The following is a 14,833-nucleotide window of genomic DNA, read 5'->3' as shown; positions in this document are numbered from 1 at the left end:
TGCCCGGATGCGCCCTGTCAGAACGGCTGGTACTGATCGTGGGGGACAGCCCGGTCCCACACGGAGGCGAACGCCGAGGCACACAGCCGCACCACGGCCGGGTCGGTGACCAGCTCTTCGCCGGTCATCGTGCCGTCACCGGCGAAGTGGTTGAACAGCACGGACCCGTTGTCGAACAGCCAGAAGTCGTTGCCCGGCAGTGCGAGTGCGGAGGCCTGCCGACGGGGCAGCCAGCGGACGTCTTCGCCGGCCTTGATGTTGTGCGGGCTGGTCAGTTCGTACTCGTAGCGGACATAGGGCGAGAGTGGTTCCGAGACGATGCGGGCCCGCTGTACGGACACCCCCCTGGCCACCGTGGCGGAAACCAGCTCGCCCCACCAGGACCAGCGCTCCGCCGGATCGAACCGCTCGCCCGCCGCCCACTCACGGTAGTCCTCGTCGAGCGCGTACGCGTCCCGCGTCTCAAGGTGGCGGCAACTGTGCCGGGCCGTGCGGAAGAGTTCCTCAATCGCCGTCTCGGACACCGTCGTTCACCTCCGGGAAGAACCGCAGCATGCGACGCGGGAACTCGATCACCGTCTCATGATCGGGGATATCCAGCTGTGCAAGCCGGCCGGGGTCCGTGACCCGCCAGCCCTGGAGGATGTAGTGCCCCGTCTCGTCGTCCAGGTACACGGTCGGGGAGCCGTTGTTGGGACTCTCGGGGTCCTTGCCCAGCCGACGCAGTGCCATGTGCCCTCCACGGTGACGAGTGACGATCGACAGGAACAGGCTTGCGCCGGCCGGGCATGGCGGGCCAGCGGCTTGCACGAACTTGTACGGTGCCGAGGCCCGGTCCTGCCTCTCAGCGCGGTGAAGCCTCAGTTCCCGAGCTGCCCGTTCCCCACGGCCTGAGAGAACGCCTGCCAGGCCACGCCTTGGAGAACGAGTATGGCGCCGCTGCCGATCTTCGAGTCGCGTACGAGCACACCAGAGGACACGAACGCGGCCTCCACACACTCAGTCGCGTTGCCGCCGCTGTAGGACGACTTGAACCAGCGGGGCTCCGAGACGGACTGGGGGCCGGCGGTCATTCACAGCTCCTTGAGGGCGCGGTGGATCAAGGCGGAGGAGGCTTCCATGTCCAACGCTTGTGCCTGGAGGTACTCGAACGCAAGCCTGTACCGGTCAAGTTCCTCGTCCTTCTCCAAGAAGAGGGATCCGGTGTGGAAGTCGACATACACGACGTCGAGTGCCGGCTCGGGGCCGCCGAGGATGACGAAGCTGCCCAGCGAGGCGGCATGGGCGCCTTTCGAGAAAGGCAGTACCTGAAGCGTGATGTGAGGGGACTCGTTGGCTTCGAGCAGCCGACCGAGCTGCTCCCTCATGGTCTGAGGCGAGCCGACGACACGGCGGACAACGGACTCGTCGAGGATCGCCCACAACCGCGGTGGCTTCGGGCGGGTGAGGATCTCCTGCCGCTTCATGCGGATGCCGACCAGCCGGTCGATCTCCTCCTGGGCAAGGGGTACTTCGTTGGCCCTCTGCAGCGCCGTGCTGTAGGCCCGTGTCTGGAGGAGGCCGGGCACGTAGACGCAGGAGAAGTGACTCTCGCGTACGGCTTCGTCCTCCAGAGTGAGCAGCAGGTTCATGCTCTCCGGAATGGAGTCGGCGAAGGAGTGCCACCAGCCTTGCTCCTTCGCGCCCTTCGCCAGGCTCACAACGGACTCGCGCTCGGCCTCGGTTGCTCCGTACTCGCGGCACAGCGCCTCAACGATGACCCACTTGACCGGCCCAGCCTGGGTCTCATAGCGGCTGACTGTCGCCTTCGAGACGCCGACAAGCCGCCCGGCCTCCTCAAGGGTCAGCCCCTTGCGGGCACGCAACTTGCGCATCATGGCACCAAGTTGGCGGCGGCGTGTTGTGGTCCGCTCGGACATTCGGCTCCTTCGCCGTGCGCTGGGGTGATGGCCCGGAGATCCCGATCAGGCTAGGGAGCCGTGAAGCTGCCTCACCACCGGATTCACCCGATCGATTCCCGTGAGAAGTTGCATAACGAGAGTTCTCATATGCCATGCTCGACCTCAGGTCGCTACGCAATGCAGCCGTTCGGATACGGCGGGCGCAGGCATGTGCGTGGCCCGGAAGGGAGGACCGCCATGTCCGACCGTGAAGTCAGGGAGCCCGGACTCCGTTGTGTGCTGCCTTTTGCGGCCACAGCCTCGGAGATGAGGATGCTGCGCAGAGCGGCAGGAAATCAGCTGGGCCGCTGGGGCATGCCTGTGGACACCGATGAGGTCGCACTTCTGGTCACGGAGCTTGCGACGAATGTCATCAAGCACGTCGGCGAGGGTGTGACCGCTGCCCTCGTCCTTGAATGGAGAGGTGGAAGGCTGAGGATCGAGATGCACGACGGCAGTCGGACGATGCCGGCCCGGGCATCCATGTCGTGCGCTGAGGAGTGCGGGCGTGGCTTGCATCTCCTGGCAACCCTTGCGGCCGATTGGGGAGCGGCCCCGACTGCGGCCGGTAAGTCGGTCTGGTGTGAGGTAGAGCTGAGGGGCCAGACATGCCGACGACTTGAGCGGGCTGCCTGCGCCCTGGAGGGCTATGCGGGCGGCAAAGTGGACTTCCGGCATACGGTCAACCGCATCGGCCTGGAGGAGGCGGCGATTGAACTGATCGCAGATCTGCTGCACTGGACTGCTTCCCGTGGGCACGACCCGGACGAGATCCTGGACCGCGCCCAGGTCCATTACGAGGCCGAAGCGGGTGCTGCCTAGTGAGACGCCGAATGAGCGGACTTCCCCATCAGCGCGCGAAGGGACGCTGGGGTGCGCCAGGTGGCACCGGGGCGACTCCTATGGCACATCCTGTGGCAGTTGGCGCAAAGACAAGCAAGATCGGCAAGTCCGGTCTCTCTTTGGCCGGAGACGTGCAGCGGCGTGACGTGATGCACTTCGATGTAGCCCTCGCCGAGTTCGCCGTAAGTGCGCGCGAAGTCGAAGTCGCACACCTCGCAGCTAAGCGGCCGGCCTTGGCGGCGCATGTGATCGATCTTGAGTCTGCGCAGCCGCGGGTCACGCTCCCGCGCCAGGGCCCAACGGACGAGCAGACGTCCTTCGATGGCTGTGACCCCCGTCTCGTCGACTTCCTCGGGCTGAGGCGGGATGCTGTGCAGCTCGCCCGAGCCGATGCCATCCTCAATGGCCTGGGCGGCCTGGAGCATCTCAGCTTCACGGCTGAGGAATGCATCGATCATCAGCAGCGTCGGCCTCCCGCACCGCGTGGCTGCCCCGCTGTACTGCGGGTGGTTTGTTGCAAAATCAGTGGTTTTGCGACTAACGCTGCTGGGAGACCTGAACCCGGGAAGTGCGAGCGCTTCGGTGCTGTGGATCGGAAGCGAGCGAAGCAGTTCCGACAGTTCGTGCACCTCCGGATCCGTGGTTCGCAGCTCCCTCCATCCGTTCTTCACGACCAGTGCTCCGGCCAGTACGAGTTCGTCTTCCGTCCAAGCAGGCGTCCGCATGCGCAATATCGTATGAGTGTTCGGCGTGACGGAGGGTGCGTTCAGCGAACGGCGGGGCGTGCGGCACACTTGGTGAGGTCTCGTTGTCAGTGGGGTCTGTCACCCTCAGTGATGGTGGATTGCAAGATGTGTCTGCCGCTGCACGGCTGTAAGGAGGGGGCATGACCCACGCGAAGGAATCTGCGCACATGAGCGCGGAGTCAACCGGGCCCGAGTTCACGTCGATCGAGATCTGTGCTGGCGCCGGCGGGCAGGCCGTTGGTCTTCACCAGGCAGGGTTCAGACACCTGGCTCTGGTCGAGATCGACAGGCATGCTGCTGAAACCCTTGCGCTCAACATCAATGACCATGAGGTCTGGGGCTGGGAGAGGAAGCACTGCGACATCCTGGCGGCTGATGTCAAAGAGTTCGACCCCTACAGCGACCTGGTCAAGGGTGCTGATCGGCTGAAGAAGGGCGAACTGGACCTGCTGGCTGGCGGCGTGCCATGCCCTCCGTTCTCACACGCCGGGAAACAACTCGGGAAAGACGACGAGCGAGACCTGTTTCCGCGCATGCTGGACCTGGTCGACGCTTTGAGGCCGCGCGCGGTGATGATCGAGAACGTCCGAGGGATCATGGATCCGAAGTTCTCGGACTACCGCGACTGGATCAAGGCACGCCTCCAGAGCGGTAAGTACCGAGGAGACGATGGGGAGATCGCTTACGATCCGGGCCTCGGATACACCGTCGCTCAGTGGGATGTTCTGGAGGCCAGTGATTTCGGTGTGCCACAGCTTCGGCCGCGAGCCATCCTCGTGGCGTTCCGCAACGACGTCATCAAGGATTTGAAGTACGAGTGGCCTTCGGCTACGCACGAAGACCCGGTCAGTGTCGCTGACAGCCTTGAGGCATCCATGCGGGAGCGATTTGAGCGGTACTTCGAAGGTGTGCATGCCGAGGTGGCACGCAAAGCTTTCGACCGGTGGCTGGAGAAGGCCCGTAATCGTGATGCTGAACTCAAGGGCAAGGGCGGGGGTATCGCACCTACGCTTGTCGGAGGGTCGAAGAAGCACGGTGGAGCTGACCTTGGGCCGAGCCGTGCAAAGGCGGCCTGGAAACTGCTTGGCGTCTCAGGCCTTGGCGTGGCCAATGATATTGAGACGTGCGCAAAGAAGCAGACGGAAGGTCGTGACCTTTTCGGCGCCGACGGGCCGATGCTCACTGTGCGGCAGGCAGCCATCATCCAGGGCTTCCCGCCCGAGTGGGATTTCGCGGGTGGGAAGACTGCGCAGTACCGGCAGGTGGGCAATGCCTTTCCGCCGCCGGTAGCGAAGGCCGTCGGTAAGTCGATCATCGATGTCCTGAAGGCCGCCCGGGAACGTGATCAGCAGAAGAGCTGATCAGCTGGCTCGTCCCTTGCGCATTGCGTTGCGCCGCTTTTCAACCTCGGCGGCGATCCGGGCAGCGCAGTCCTCCGATGGCTCGTGTTCCCAGAACCGGAGCACCGTCCAGCCTGCCTCCTTCAGGCGCTGGTCGGTGTCCCGGTCGCGTGCCATGTTGCGGGCCACCTTGTCTGACCAGTAGCCGGGGTTGGTCCGCGGCGGGACGTAGTGCTCCGGACAGCCGTGCCAGTAGCAACCGTCGATGAAGACAGCCACTTTGGCAGGGCGGAAGACCATGTCGGCGGTCCGGCGAAGTCCGGGCAACGGCTTGGCTGCGACTCTGTACCGAAGCCCCTGTGCATGTACGAGCCTCCGGATCAGCCACTCCGGCTTGGTGTCCCGGTTCCGGATGGCTTGCATGTTGCGGCGACGGGCGGCGGATGAGGCCCAAGATCCTTCGGGCGGAGACCAGGGGGATACGGTGTCTGGGGTCGGCCTTTTTGTCGTCATCTTTGATCAGTACTTAGCTGGCGCTACAGATGAGGGATCGCCCTCTCTCCAGATAGCGTAGCTGCGACCGAAGATTTGGGTCGTTTCTCTACTGAGTGATGGGGCTTGTATCTCTGTGATGCGGGTTGACACCCACGAGCCCTTTGTCGGTATGGGAAGGCCAAGTTCATATGCGATACGGGGATGCTGGCCCTGATGTCCGAGAATGATGATTCCCTTGTCGCGTAGATGGCTGCGGGCGTCGCGTACACGTTTCGGGCTATCGTCCTGACGGGCCACAGTGAGGACGGTATTTCGATTGATGAGTCTCGTTTGAACGCGAAGGAAAAGTTCGTTAGTGCGGGCTTGGCCGCTCTTTTCGTTCTCGAAGATTGACTTCATGGTCGGCGCTGGGAGGGTGAGCAGGATATTTTCCGGAAGTCGCCCCTCTTTAACTAGCCATTCGATTGCATTTCTTCCGGCTGCAGATAGGGTGCGCTTCCCGTCTCGGTTTTTTCCGAGGTTCAAATATTCATCTGCTATTTTGATAAGACCCACTTGGTAGGTTGCTTTGTGGTCATTTGCCTTGATTAGTAGGCAGATGTGGCCGTTTGCTTCATTAGGGATGGTCCAGTTATCGCCAATGGTGAATTTGGCGTCGACTTCGTGGTTGTTAATCAAGAAGTCCATCTTGGTGCCGCGACCTAGCCCAAATTCTGCACGAGCGATGATCTCGACCTTGGTTCCGAGATAGGTCTTTTCGGTTTTTTCGAGATCTTTGAGGTTGAAGCGTCCTGTCCGTTGCCCGTCGAGGACCTCATCGATTGACTGTCGAATGAGGTTTCCGAAGCGCAATTCGAGAGCGGGTTGAGATCGAAACCAGTTGGCTACTTCGGTTAAACCGAGGTCTGAATCCAGGTGTTTCGTTGACTGAGAGATTCCTTGTGCTGCATTGACATCAAGAGAGAATAGAGAATCGCTCAAGACTCTTCCTTGTGAGTGGTGTGATCTAAGCGGCGTTACTCAGCCCCGTGACACCCCTCATACGCCTTCTTCGACCCGCACCAGCACCCCGCCCCCACCTCCGGTGGCCAGGCCACCGCGCGGCCCCTGGAGGCCAGGGTCGTGGCGTACTGGGGGAGCAGGGTCGGGTCGTCCGGGGAGGTGGCTTCGGAGGCGGCGAAGGCTTCGTAGGAGGGGACGGTGCCGGTGACGATGCCGAGGTTGGCCGTGCCGGAGGAGGAGAGTTCGCGCAGGGAGGACTCTATGGTCGCGAGGTGGGCCTCGTGGGAGGGGTACTCCGTGGCGAGGGCGGGGTAGGCCGAGAGGAGTTCCGCCAGTTCCGGGGCCGGCCAGTGCAGGACGGCGACCGGGAAGGGGCGGGAGAGGGCCTCGCGGTAGGTGCCCAGTTCGGCGCGGAGGCGGGAGATCTCGGCCTGGAGTTCGGCGGGGTTGTCGGAGCCCAGGGACCAGACGCGTTTCGGGTCGTGCAGTTCGTCCAGGGGGACCGGGCCGGTGTGCAGGGTGTCGGCCAGGGTGTCCCAGTCGTCGTGCGGCAGGCCCCGCATGCGGCGGACGCGGTGGCGGCCGTGGAGGAGGGGGTGCAGGGGGAGGGGGGTCTCCTGGGTGTCGGGCAGGAGGAGCCGCGCCGCCTCCGTGAAGGTGTCCTCCGCGGCGTCCAGCTCGTCGTGGGACTCCAGGGACTCCGCGACGATCAGCCACGGGCCGGGGTCGCGCGGGGCGGTGGTGCGGATGCCCTCGATGATCGCCCTGGCCTCCGCCTCGTGGCCGTACTCCCAGAGGTTGGCCGCCTTCAGGGCCCGCACCAGGGACGGGTTCTCCAGGGTGCCGGGGGTGGACAGCAGGCGGTCGTAGAGGGTGGTGGCCGCGGGGCGGTCGCCGGACAGCTCCAGGTGGGCCGCCGCCCGCAGGAGCAGGGCCTCGGCGTCCTCCGGGTACAGGCCGGCGGTCCGCTCCAGGCGTGCCGCTTCGGCGGTGTGGTCGACGTTCTCGGCAGGCGTGTCGGGGCGCATGGGGGACACCGTACTGCCGGGCGCCGACAAACGTGAGGGACGGTGGGGGCAAGCACCCGTGGGCCGTACCGGGGTACGCGGCGCCCGTGCACAGGAGCGGTCGCTATCTTCGGTGCCGACAGCGACATCCACGGGGACACCCGTCCGTGTGGACATCTGGACGTGGGGTCGGGATGCGGTTGACGGGGGAGCTGGTCGAGGCCGGTCAGGACGGTTCGGCGGCGGCTCGGGAGGGGGCGGCGGCGGGGGCGGCGACGGCCGCGAGCGCGCCGCCCCGGTTCTGGCCGCTGCTGCTGGTCGGCGCCGCCGTCGTGCCCGGGACCCTGCTCTTCCTCGTCGGGCGGTGGGGTGACGCCCCGGCGGTGCAGGCGTGGCGGACGGTGTGTCTGGCGGTCACCGTGCAGGCGCTGCCGTTCCTACTGCTGGGTACGGCCCTGTCCGGGGCGATCAACGCCTTCGTGCCCGAGTGGGTGTTCCGGCGGATGCTGCCCCGGCGGCCCGTGCTCGCCGTGCCGGTGGCCGGGGTGGCGGGGGTCGTGCTGCCGGGCTGCGAGTGTGCTTCCGTGCCCGTCGCCAACAGTCTCATCGGGCGCGGGGTGACACCGGCCGCGGCGTTCGCGTTCCTGCTGTCCGCGCCGGCCGTCAACCCCGTCGTGCTCACCGCCACCGCGATCGCCTTCCCCGGCGACCCGGCCATGGTGCTGGCCCGGCTGCTGGCCTCGCTCGCCACCGCCGTCGTCATGGGCTGGCTGTGGTTGCGGTTCGGGCGCAGCGAGTGGCTGCGGCCGGCCGTACGGCACACCGGGCACCGCACGGGCCACAGCCGCTGGGACGAGTTCCGGCTCGGCTTCCAGCACGACTTCCTGCACGCCGGCGGCTTCCTGGTGCTCGGCGCCATGGCGGCGGCCACCTTCAACGTCGCCGTGCCGCGCTCCGTGCTCGACACCTTCGCCGGGACGCCCTGGCTGTCCGTGCTCTTCCTGGCCGCCCTCGCCGTGCTGCTCGCCGTCTGCTCGGAGGCGGACGCCTTCCTGGCAGCCTCGCTCACCGGGTTCCCGCCGGTCGCTCGGCTGGCGTTCATGGTGGTGGGTCCCATGGTCGACCTGAAGCTGATCGCCTTGCAGGCGGGGACCTTCGGGCGGGCGTTCGCCGTGCGGTTCTGCGCGGCCACCCTCGTGGTCGCCGTCGTGTGCAGCGCGCTGATCGGAGGGGCACTCCTGTGAAACGGTCGTTCCAGGCGGGATTGCTTGTGCTGTGCGGGCTCGGGCTGCTGCACATCTCCGTCGTCACCGACCTGTGCCTGCGCTACGTCAAGGAGAGCATGCGGCCCCTGCTCATCGCCTCGGGCGTGGTGCTGGTCCTGCTGGGGATCGCCGGCGCCGTCCTCGACCGGAGGGGGCGGCGGGACCCCGAGGAGCACGAACACGGGCACGGGCACGAACACGGGCACGAACACCCGAACGGGCACGAGGACGAGCACGCGCAGGCGCACGGGCACGATCACTCCGCAATGCCGCGCGTCGCCTGGCTGTTGCTGCTGCCCGCGCTCAGCCTGCTCTTCTACGCGCCGCCCGCCCTCGGCGCCTACACCGCCGCCCGGCAGCCGGCCAAACCGGTCGCCCGGCAGGGCGCGTTCGACCCGTTGCCCGCCACCTCGCCGCTGCCGATGACCCTGTCCGACTTCACCAGCCGGGTACGGCAGGACCGTTCGCGGGCCATCAAGGGGCGTACCGTCACGATGACCGGGATCGTCACGCCGCACGGGAAGGACGGCTGGGATCTGACCCGCATCATCATCAACTGCTGCGCCGCGGACGCCCAGTCGGTGAAGGTGCGGATCTACGGCGGTCCCGTGCTCGCCGCCGACACGTGGGTGTCGGTCACCGGGAGCTGGCACCCCGCGGGCACCCTGGGCACCGGCTCGGCGCAGGTCGCGCTGGACGCCCGTACGGTCACGAAGGTGCCCCGGCCCGTCAACGGCTACCAGGACGCCCTCCCCTTGCCCACCACACGGTCGGGCGGCTCCTGAAGCGCCGTGAAACCAGGGGGCGCGGCTGCCGAACCCCGGCCCGCCCGCCGCCCCTACGCCCGCTGCCCGTCGCGCTCCCGCAGCACCATCACCCCCACCGCCCCCGCCAGCGCCAGCCCCGCCGACACCACCAGGGCGATGTCCGTGCCGTGGGCGAGGTCGCCGCCCGAGGTGGCGAGGGCGATGGTGAGGGCGACGCCGGCGCTGGAGCCGATGTAGCGCAGGGTCTGCTGGGCGCCGGAGCCCATGGCGGCGCGTTCGCGCGGGACGGAGTCGACGGCGAGCAGCGGCAGGGCGCCGTTGAGCAGGCCGCTGCCCACGCCGCCGATGGCCAGGCCGGGCAGCAGCCGGGTCCAGGAGCCCGCGCCGACGGCCCCGAGCATCGTCAGGACGGCGACCATGTGCAGGGCGAAGCCCAGGGCCAGTTGCGCGCGCGGCGGTATCCGGCCGGGCAGTCGCTTGACCTGGAGGGCGACGGCGAAGCTCAGGCCGGACCAGAGCAGCAGCAGGCCGGCCGTGGCGAGGGGGGACAGGTGCATGGTCTGCTGCACGACGGCGGGCAGGTAGCTGAAGGGGGCGATCACGGCGAGGCCGGTGAACAGGCCGCCCGCGGAGGAGGACAGGAAGCGGGGGCGGCGCAGTAGGCCGAGGTCGATCATCGGGGTGCCGGAGCGGCGCTCCACCGCGACGAACGCGCCGACCAGCAGCACCGCCGCCGCGAGCAGCAGGCCCACCGGGGCTCGCAGCCAGCCGTCCCGGCCCAGGGTCAGCGCCGCGATCAGGGCGGTCAGGGCGGTGCCGAAGGTGAGGGCGCCGAGGATGTCGGGGCGGCCGCCGCGGGGCGCGCGGGACTCGGTGAGCGCGCGGGTGCCGAGCGCGGCCAGGAGCAGGGCGACGACGCCGAGGACGCCGTAGCCGACGCGCCAGTTCGGCAGGGACGCGGCGACCAGGGGGCCCGCCGCGATGCCGCCGCTGACGAAGGCACCCCAGACGCCGGTCGCGTGCAGCCGGCCGCGCGGGCTCGGGAAGGCGTGCACGATCAGGCCGAGGCCGCTGGCCAGCAGGGCCGCGCTCGCGGCGCCCTGGGCGATGCGGGCCAGGGTGAACTGCCAGGTGGACGTGGCCAGCGCGCCGAGGGCGGTGGTGAGGCCCAGGGCCAGGGTGCCGCTGAGGAAGATCCGGCGGCGGCCGTAGTCGTCGGCGAGGCTGCCGGCCACCAGGAGCAGGGCGGCGAGGCCGAGCGGGGTGCCGTTCAGGAGCCAGGCCTGGGCGGAGAGCGAGGTGTGCAGGGCCGTCGCCGTCTGCGGCAGCGTGACCATCGGGGCGGTGTAGATCATCAGGGTCACCGCGGTCGCCGCGCTGGTGAGGGCGAGGGTGGCGCGGGGGCGGACGGGGGTGTCCGGGCCGCTGGGCGCACCTCCCCCCGCACGCGCCGTATGCGCCTGCCGTACGGCGGTGGAGTCGAGCCCGGTCATGGCAAGTCCTGTCCCGCCCCGGCCCGCGCTGCCGGACCGAAGGCATAAGTTCGTTCATCGAACCTTGCTGTCCCGGCCACCGTAACACGGTCGGTTCAATAGATGAACCTATGGTCGGGAAGTCGCTACAGTGGGGGGCATGGCACTGGGCAAGGACTACGCGACACAGGAGTGCTCGATCGCCCGCGCGCTCGAAGTCGTCGGCGAGCGCTGGACGCTGCTCGTCGTCCGGGACGCGCTCTACGGCGTGCGGCGCTACAACGACTTCCTGGTCCATCTCGGCATCCCGCGCGCCGTCCTGGCCGCCCGGCTGCAGGCGCTGACCGCCGAGGGCATCCTCGAAAAGCGCCGCTACCAGCAGTCGCCGCCCCGGGACGAGTACGTCGTCACCGAGCGAGGCATCGCCCTGTGGCCCACCCTGCGCTCGCTGGGCAGCTGGGGTCGCGAGCAGTTCGACGGGGCCCGGCTGCGCTACTTCCGGCACGCCGTGTGCGGCACCGAGATCGGGCCGTACGGCGAATGCGCCCTGTGCGGAACCATCGTGCCGGTCGCGGACGTTGTCATGGAGCCGGGCCCCGGACTCGATCCGGACCCGGCGGACCCGGTCAGCCGCGCCCTGCTGAAGCCCAAGCGGCTGCTGGAACCGCTGGAGACCGAACAGGCATGACCGAGCAGGCATAATCGACGCACAGGCATGACCGGCGAGGATGAGACGCCGGCCGGGGGAGGGGGAGAGCGATGAGCCGCGAACGCAGCCGTGCCGTCGCGTTCCTGCTTGCCCCCCTGTTCCTGCTGCTCCCCCTCGCCCTCCTCGACACCGGCGGCCTCACCACCGCCGTCGCCCTCGCCGCGACCGCCGCGGCCGGTTCCGCGCTCGCCCTGTGCAGCCACCTCGCCGCCCGCTCCGTGCCCGCCGTGCCACCCACCCGGGTGCGCACCGCGATACGCGACCGGGCCCGGCGCACGGCCTTCCTGCCCCAGCGCGACCCCGACGCCCCCGGCCGCCGCCGGCCCAGGGCGCCCGGACGGACCCTTCCGGCGACCGCCGCGTAGGGCACGTAGGGCACACCGGGCACGCACCACAGTCCCTCCGTGACCCCGCGCGGGTCGTCCTGCCGAACCTCACTTCGCATTCCGGCACGACGAGACCCCCGGAGGGCTCACCCATGTCCGTCTTCTCCGTGTTCGCACACCTGGTCGAGCGGCTCGCCGACCTGCTCGCCCCGCTCTGCCACGCCTCCGCGACCGCCGCCGCGATCGTCCTGTTCACCGCGCTCGTACGCCTGCTCGTCCACCCCCTCTCCCGCGCCGCCGCCCGCGGCCAGCGGGCCCGGGCCGCGCTCCAGCCGAGGATCGCCGAGCTGCGCCGACGGCACGCCAAGGACCCCGAGCGGCTGCGGCAGGCGGTCCTGGAGCTGCACACCGAGGAGAAGGTCTCGCCGCTGTCCGGCATCCTGCCGGGCCTGCTCCAGCTCCCCGCCTTCTTCCTGCTCTACCACCTGTTCTCCGGCGCCGGCGGCGCGGGCGGCCAGCTGCTCGCCCACCGGCTGTTCGCGGCGCCGCTCGGCGGCCGGTGGGCCGACGCGCTCGCCGGGGACGGGCTCTTCGGCGGGGCCGGGATGGTCTACCTCGGGCTCTTCGCGCTGGTCGCCGCGGTCGCCACCTTCAACTACCTCCGCACCAGGCGGCAGATGGCGCAGCACCCGGTCATGGCCGCCGCCGGCGGCGAGGAGGTGCCGGGGCTCGGCGCGGTCGGCAAGGTGATGCCGTTCCTGTCCTTCCTCACCCTGGTCACCGTGGCCGTCGTACCGCTCGCCGCCGCGCTGTACGTCGTCACCAGTACGACCTGGAGCGCGGTGGAGCGGGCCGCGCTGTACCGGTAGCGGCACCCGCGGGCGGCGCTCGGCCCCGGTCCACTCCCTGAACAGGGTCTTGCGGGCCGGACGGGAGACTTGGAGGATCGTCCAGTCCTCCGATGGCTGCACCCGTCGGCCGGGCGCCTGCGCGATCGAAGGAGATGGTGACCATGAAGCTGCTGCGAGTCGGTACGGCGGGGGCGGAACGCCCGGCGCTGCTCGACGCGGACGGGACCCTGCGTGACCTGTCCGCACTCGTGGACGACATCGACGGCGCGCTCCTCGCCGACGAGGCCGCGCTGGCCCGGGTACGGGCGGCGGCCGACTCCGGTGAGCTGCCCGCGCTGGACGCGGGGCTGCGGATCGGGCCCCCGCTCGGCCGCATCGGCAAGATCGTGTGCATCGGGCTCAACTACCACGACCACGCCCGGGAGACCGGTGCCGAGCCGCCCGCGGAGCCGGTCGTCTTCCTCAAGGCACCGGACACCGTCGTCGGCCCGGACGACACCGTGCTCGTGCCGCGCGGCTCCGTCAAGACCGACTGGGAGGTGGAGCTGGCGGTCGTCATCGGGCGCACGGCCCGCCATCTGGAGTCGGCCGAGGAAGGGCTCGCGCATGTCGCCGGGTACGCGGTCGCGCACGACGTCTCCGAGCGGGAGTTCCAGATCGAGCGCGGCGGGACCTGGGACAAGGGCAAGAACTGCGAGACGTTCAACCCGCTGGGCCCGTGGCTGGTGACGGCCGACGAGGTGCCGGACCCGCAGCGGCTCGCGCTGAGGCTGTGGGTCAACGGGGAGCTGAAGCAGGACGGTACGACGGCGGAGCAGATCTTCCCGGTGGGGGAGGTGGTGCGGTACGTGAGCCGGTTCATGACGCTGTACCCCGGCGATGTGATCAACACCGGGACGCCCGCGGGGGTGGCGATGGGGCGGCCCGAGCCGAAGCCGTACCTGAGGGCCGGGGACGTGGTCGAGCTGGAGGTCGAGGGGCTCGGCCGGCAGCGGCAGGTGCTGAAGGACGCGTAGCCGCCCGCCGTCGGCCCGGGGGTGGCGGGGAACCGCGGCGCGCGGTTCCCCGTGGGCCCGGCGGGCCGAGGCGTCAGCCGAGCAGCGCGGCGAGGCGGCGCCATTCCTCCCTCGGCAGGGTGCTGCCGGTGGTCTCGGTGACCACCTGGAGGGCCACGTGGTCGGCGCCCGCCTCGTGGAAGGCGTCGACGTGCTCGCGGACGCGGGTGTCGTCGCCCCAGGCGAAGACCGCGTCGATGAGCTGGTCGCTGCCGCCGTCGGCCACGTCGGCCTCGCTGAAGCCCAGGCGCAGGAAGTTGTTGGTGTAGTTGGGGAGTTCGAGGTACCGCGACAGGTAGGCGCGCGCGATCGCGCGGGCACGGTCCGGGTCCGCTTCCAGGACGACCTTCAACTCCGGCGCCAGCAGCGGCTGTTCACCGAGGATCTCGCGGGCCTTGGCGGTGTGCTCGGGGGTGACCAGGTAGGGGATGGCGCCGGCCGCCCGGTCACCGGACAGCTTCAGCATCTTGGGGCCGAGGGCGGCCAGCACGCGCCGGTCGGCGGGCAGGCCCGCCTTGTCCAGCTCGTCCAGGTAGCCGACCATCGTGGCGTACGGCCGCTCGTAGCCCTGCACCCTGGGGCCGTGGCTCACCCCGAGGCCCAGCACGAAGCGGCCGGGGTGGGCCGACTCCAGCTCGGCGAAGTCGGCGGCGGTCTCGGCGGCCTCCCGCTGCCAGACGCTCTGGATGCTGGTGCCGACGGTGATCCGGCCGGTCGCCCCGATGAGCGGGGCGGCGTTCGCGGCGGTGCTGTTGCCGCCCAGCCAGATGGCGCCGTAGCCGAGTTCCTCCAGCTCGGCGGCGGCCTCGGCCTGTTCGGTGCGGCGGTCGGGCTCCTCCGCGCGCAGCGCGACGTCCCAGACGCCGTACCGGCCGATGCGCTGCTTCAGCGGGCCTGTGGTGTCACTCATGCGGGCGATCCCTCCGGGTGGTGGGGCTGTGCTGTGATCATCACTTCCCACTGCCAACCGGAGGGCGTCGCCGCTGATTCCCGCGGTTTTCCCCCGAGGCCGAAG

Annotated in this window: 18 protein-coding genes; 8 read left to right on the top strand and 10 right to left on the bottom strand. The window is 69.1% G+C overall.

Annotated features, from left to right (window positions below):
• Positions 1-17: 17 nt before the first annotated feature.
• From ACSP97_RS14280 to ACSP97_RS14265, 4 genes are all read right to left on the bottom strand, one after another.
• A complete protein-coding gene (locus ACSP97_RS14280) occupies positions 18-524 on the bottom strand; it encodes a DUF6879 family protein (protein ID WP_358273812.1) in 507 nt (168 codons plus the stop codon).
• Positions 505-732 carry a hypothetical protein gene (locus tag ACSP97_RS14275; protein ID WP_355324928.1) on the bottom strand — a complete coding sequence of 76 codons (228 nt, stop codon included), beginning with the start codon at positions 730-732 and terminating at the stop codon, positions 505-507. The genes ACSP97_RS14280 and ACSP97_RS14275 overlap by 20 nt, the downstream gene beginning before the upstream one ends.
• A 128-nt stretch (positions 733-860) precedes the next feature.
• Positions 861-1,073, bottom strand: coding sequence for a DUF397 domain-containing protein (locus tag ACSP97_RS14270; protein ID WP_440557800.1), 213 nt, complete (start codon positions 1,071-1,073; stop codon positions 861-863).
• Positions 1,074-1,919 (bottom strand): helix-turn-helix domain-containing protein, encoded by an 846-nt coding sequence (locus tag ACSP97_RS14265; protein ID WP_358273816.1) that lies wholly within the window; start codon positions 1,917-1,919, stop codon positions 1,074-1,076.
• A gap of 219 nt (positions 1,920-2,138) precedes the next feature.
• On the opposite strand from ACSP97_RS14265, the gene ACSP97_RS14260 reads away from it, so the two are divergent.
• Positions 2,139-2,762, top strand: a complete 624-nt coding sequence (locus ACSP97_RS14260; RefSeq protein ID WP_440557798.1) for an ATP-binding protein — start codon at positions 2,139-2,141, stop codon at positions 2,760-2,762.
• Here the strand turns inward: ACSP97_RS14260 and ACSP97_RS14255 are convergent.
• Complete coding sequence (locus ACSP97_RS14255; RefSeq protein ID WP_358273820.1) at positions 2,759-3,508, bottom strand: HNH endonuclease; 750 nt, start codon at positions 3,506-3,508, stop codon at positions 2,759-2,761. The genes ACSP97_RS14260 and ACSP97_RS14255 overlap by 4 nt on opposite strands.
• A gap of 161 nt (positions 3,509-3,669) precedes the next feature.
• Here ACSP97_RS14255 and ACSP97_RS14250 point away from each other — a divergent pair, with 161 nt between their 5' ends.
• Complete coding sequence (locus tag ACSP97_RS14250; protein ID WP_358273822.1) at positions 3,670-4,890, top strand: DNA cytosine methyltransferase; 1,221 nt, start codon at positions 3,670-3,672, stop codon at positions 4,888-4,890.
• On the opposite strand, the gene ACSP97_RS14245 is transcribed toward ACSP97_RS14250, so the two are convergent.
• From ACSP97_RS14245 to ACSP97_RS14235, 3 genes are all read right to left on the bottom strand, one after another.
• The gene (locus tag ACSP97_RS14245; RefSeq protein WP_440557796.1) at positions 4,891-5,292 is read right to left on the bottom strand and encodes a very short patch repair endonuclease; all 402 of its coding nucleotides are present in this window, start codon (positions 5,290-5,292) and stop codon (positions 4,891-4,893) included. It abuts the gene before it with no gap.
• A gap of 96 nt (positions 5,293-5,388) precedes the next feature.
• Positions 5,389-6,345, bottom strand: a complete 957-nt coding sequence (locus ACSP97_RS14240; protein WP_358273826.1) for a NaeI family type II restriction endonuclease — start codon at positions 6,343-6,345, stop codon at positions 5,389-5,391.
• 35 nt (positions 6,346-6,380) lie between these two features.
• The gene (locus ACSP97_RS14235) at positions 6,381-7,394 is read right to left on the bottom strand and encodes a hypothetical protein (protein ID WP_440557795.1); all 1,014 of its coding nucleotides are present in this window, start codon (positions 7,392-7,394) and stop codon (positions 6,381-6,383) included.
• A 173-nt stretch (positions 7,395-7,567) separates the two neighbouring features.
• Between ACSP97_RS14235 and ACSP97_RS14230 the strand changes: the two genes are divergently transcribed.
• Positions 7,568-8,617, top strand: a complete 1,050-nt coding sequence (locus tag ACSP97_RS14230; RefSeq protein WP_440557793.1) for a permease — start codon at positions 7,568-7,570, stop codon at positions 8,615-8,617.
• Positions 8,614-9,423, top strand: a complete 810-nt coding sequence (locus ACSP97_RS14225) for a TIGR03943 family putative permease subunit (RefSeq protein ID WP_440557791.1) — start codon at positions 8,614-8,616, stop codon at positions 9,421-9,423. Before ACSP97_RS14230 ends, ACSP97_RS14225 begins: the two co-directional genes overlap by 4 nt.
• Positions 9,424-9,476: 53 nt before the next feature.
• On the opposite strand, the gene ACSP97_RS14220 is transcribed toward ACSP97_RS14225, so the two are convergent.
• Complete coding sequence (locus ACSP97_RS14220) at positions 9,477-10,898, bottom strand: MFS transporter (RefSeq protein ID WP_440557789.1); 1,422 nt, start codon at positions 10,896-10,898, stop codon at positions 9,477-9,479.
• Positions 10,899-11,037: 139 nt separating this feature from the next.
• On the opposite strand from ACSP97_RS14220, the gene ACSP97_RS14215 reads away from it, so the two are divergent.
• The 4 genes from ACSP97_RS14215 to ACSP97_RS14200 all read left to right on the top strand — a co-directional run bounded on the left by ACSP97_RS14215 (position 11,038) and on the right by ACSP97_RS14200 (position 13,779).
• Positions 11,038-11,565: a winged helix-turn-helix transcriptional regulator gene (locus tag ACSP97_RS14215; protein ID WP_355153416.1), complete on the top strand. Its 528-nt coding sequence runs from the start codon at positions 11,038-11,040 to the stop codon at positions 11,563-11,565.
• Between the two features lie 71 nt (positions 11,566-11,636).
• Entirely contained in the window at positions 11,637-11,951 is a 315-nt protein-coding gene (locus ACSP97_RS14210) for a DUF6412 domain-containing protein (RefSeq protein WP_355153414.1), read from the top strand.
• 113 nt (positions 11,952-12,064) lie between these two features.
• Positions 12,065-12,781 carry a YidC/Oxa1 family membrane protein insertase gene (locus tag ACSP97_RS14205; protein WP_355153412.1) on the top strand — a complete coding sequence of 239 codons (717 nt, stop codon included), beginning with the start codon at positions 12,065-12,067 and terminating at the stop codon, positions 12,779-12,781.
• Between the two features lie 143 nt (positions 12,782-12,924).
• Complete coding sequence (locus ACSP97_RS14200; protein WP_355153410.1) at positions 12,925-13,779, top strand: fumarylacetoacetate hydrolase family protein; 855 nt, start codon at positions 12,925-12,927, stop codon at positions 13,777-13,779.
• Positions 13,780-13,852: 73 nt separating this feature from the next.
• On the opposite strand, the gene ACSP97_RS14195 is transcribed toward ACSP97_RS14200, so the two are convergent.
• Positions 13,853-14,728: an LLM class F420-dependent oxidoreductase gene (locus ACSP97_RS14195; protein ID WP_440557786.1), complete on the bottom strand. Its 876-nt coding sequence runs from the start codon at positions 14,726-14,728 to the stop codon at positions 13,853-13,855.
• Between the last annotated feature and the right edge of the window lie 105 nt (positions 14,729-14,833).

This window comes from Streptomyces sp. SCPE 10 (assembly GCF_051980735.1).
Lineage (GTDB): Bacteria > Actinomycetota > Actinomycetes > Streptomycetales > Streptomycetaceae > Streptomyces > Streptomyces misionensis.
The sequence above is the reverse complement of the archived record's forward strand: the minus strand, read 5'-3'. Positions and strand labels throughout refer to the sequence as shown.

Coding starts and splice junctions, on each gene's coding strand:
- ACSP97_RS14245 (WP_440557796.1), bottom strand. CDS start 5,292: ATGCAAGCCATCCGGAACCGGGACACCAAGCCGGAGTGGCTGATCCGG.
- ACSP97_RS14210 (WP_355153414.1), top strand. CDS start 11,637: ATGAGCCGCGAACGCAGCCGTGCCGTCGCGTTCCTGCTTGCCCCCCTG.
- ACSP97_RS14205 (WP_355153412.1), top strand. CDS start 12,065: ATGTCCGTCTTCTCCGTGTTCGCACACCTGGTCGAGCGGCTCGCCGAC.
- ACSP97_RS14265 (WP_358273816.1), bottom strand. CDS start 1,919: ATGTCCGAGCGGACCACAACACGCCGCCGCCAACTTGGTGCCATGATG.
- ACSP97_RS14270 (WP_440557800.1), bottom strand. CDS start 1,073: ATGACCGCCGGCCCCCAGTCCGTCTCGGAGCCCCGCTGGTTCAAGTCG.
- ACSP97_RS14195 (WP_440557786.1), bottom strand. CDS start 14,728: ATGAGTGACACCACAGGCCCGCTGAAGCAGCGCATCGGCCGGTACGGC.
- ACSP97_RS14200 (WP_355153410.1), top strand. CDS start 12,925: ATGAAGCTGCTGCGAGTCGGTACGGCGGGGGCGGAACGCCCGGCGCTG.
- ACSP97_RS14250 (WP_358273822.1), top strand. CDS start 3,670: ATGACCCACGCGAAGGAATCTGCGCACATGAGCGCGGAGTCAACCGGG.
- ACSP97_RS14260 (WP_440557798.1), top strand. CDS start 2,139: ATGTCCGACCGTGAAGTCAGGGAGCCCGGACTCCGTTGTGTGCTGCCT.
- ACSP97_RS14235 (WP_440557795.1), bottom strand. CDS start 7,394: ATGCGCCCCGACACGCCTGCCGAGAACGTCGACCACACCGCCGAAGCG.
- ACSP97_RS14215 (WP_355153416.1), top strand. CDS start 11,038: ATGGCACTGGGCAAGGACTACGCGACACAGGAGTGCTCGATCGCCCGC.
- ACSP97_RS14255 (WP_358273820.1), bottom strand. CDS start 3,508: ATGCGGACGCCTGCTTGGACGGAAGACGAACTCGTACTGGCCGGAGCA.
- ACSP97_RS14275 (WP_355324928.1), bottom strand. CDS start 732: ATGGCACTGCGTCGGCTGGGCAAGGACCCCGAGAGTCCCAACAACGGC.
- ACSP97_RS14220 (WP_440557789.1), bottom strand. CDS start 10,898: ATGACCGGGCTCGACTCCACCGCCGTACGGCAGGCGCATACGGCGCGT.
- ACSP97_RS14230 (WP_440557793.1), top strand. CDS start 7,568: ATGCGGTTGACGGGGGAGCTGGTCGAGGCCGGTCAGGACGGTTCGGCG.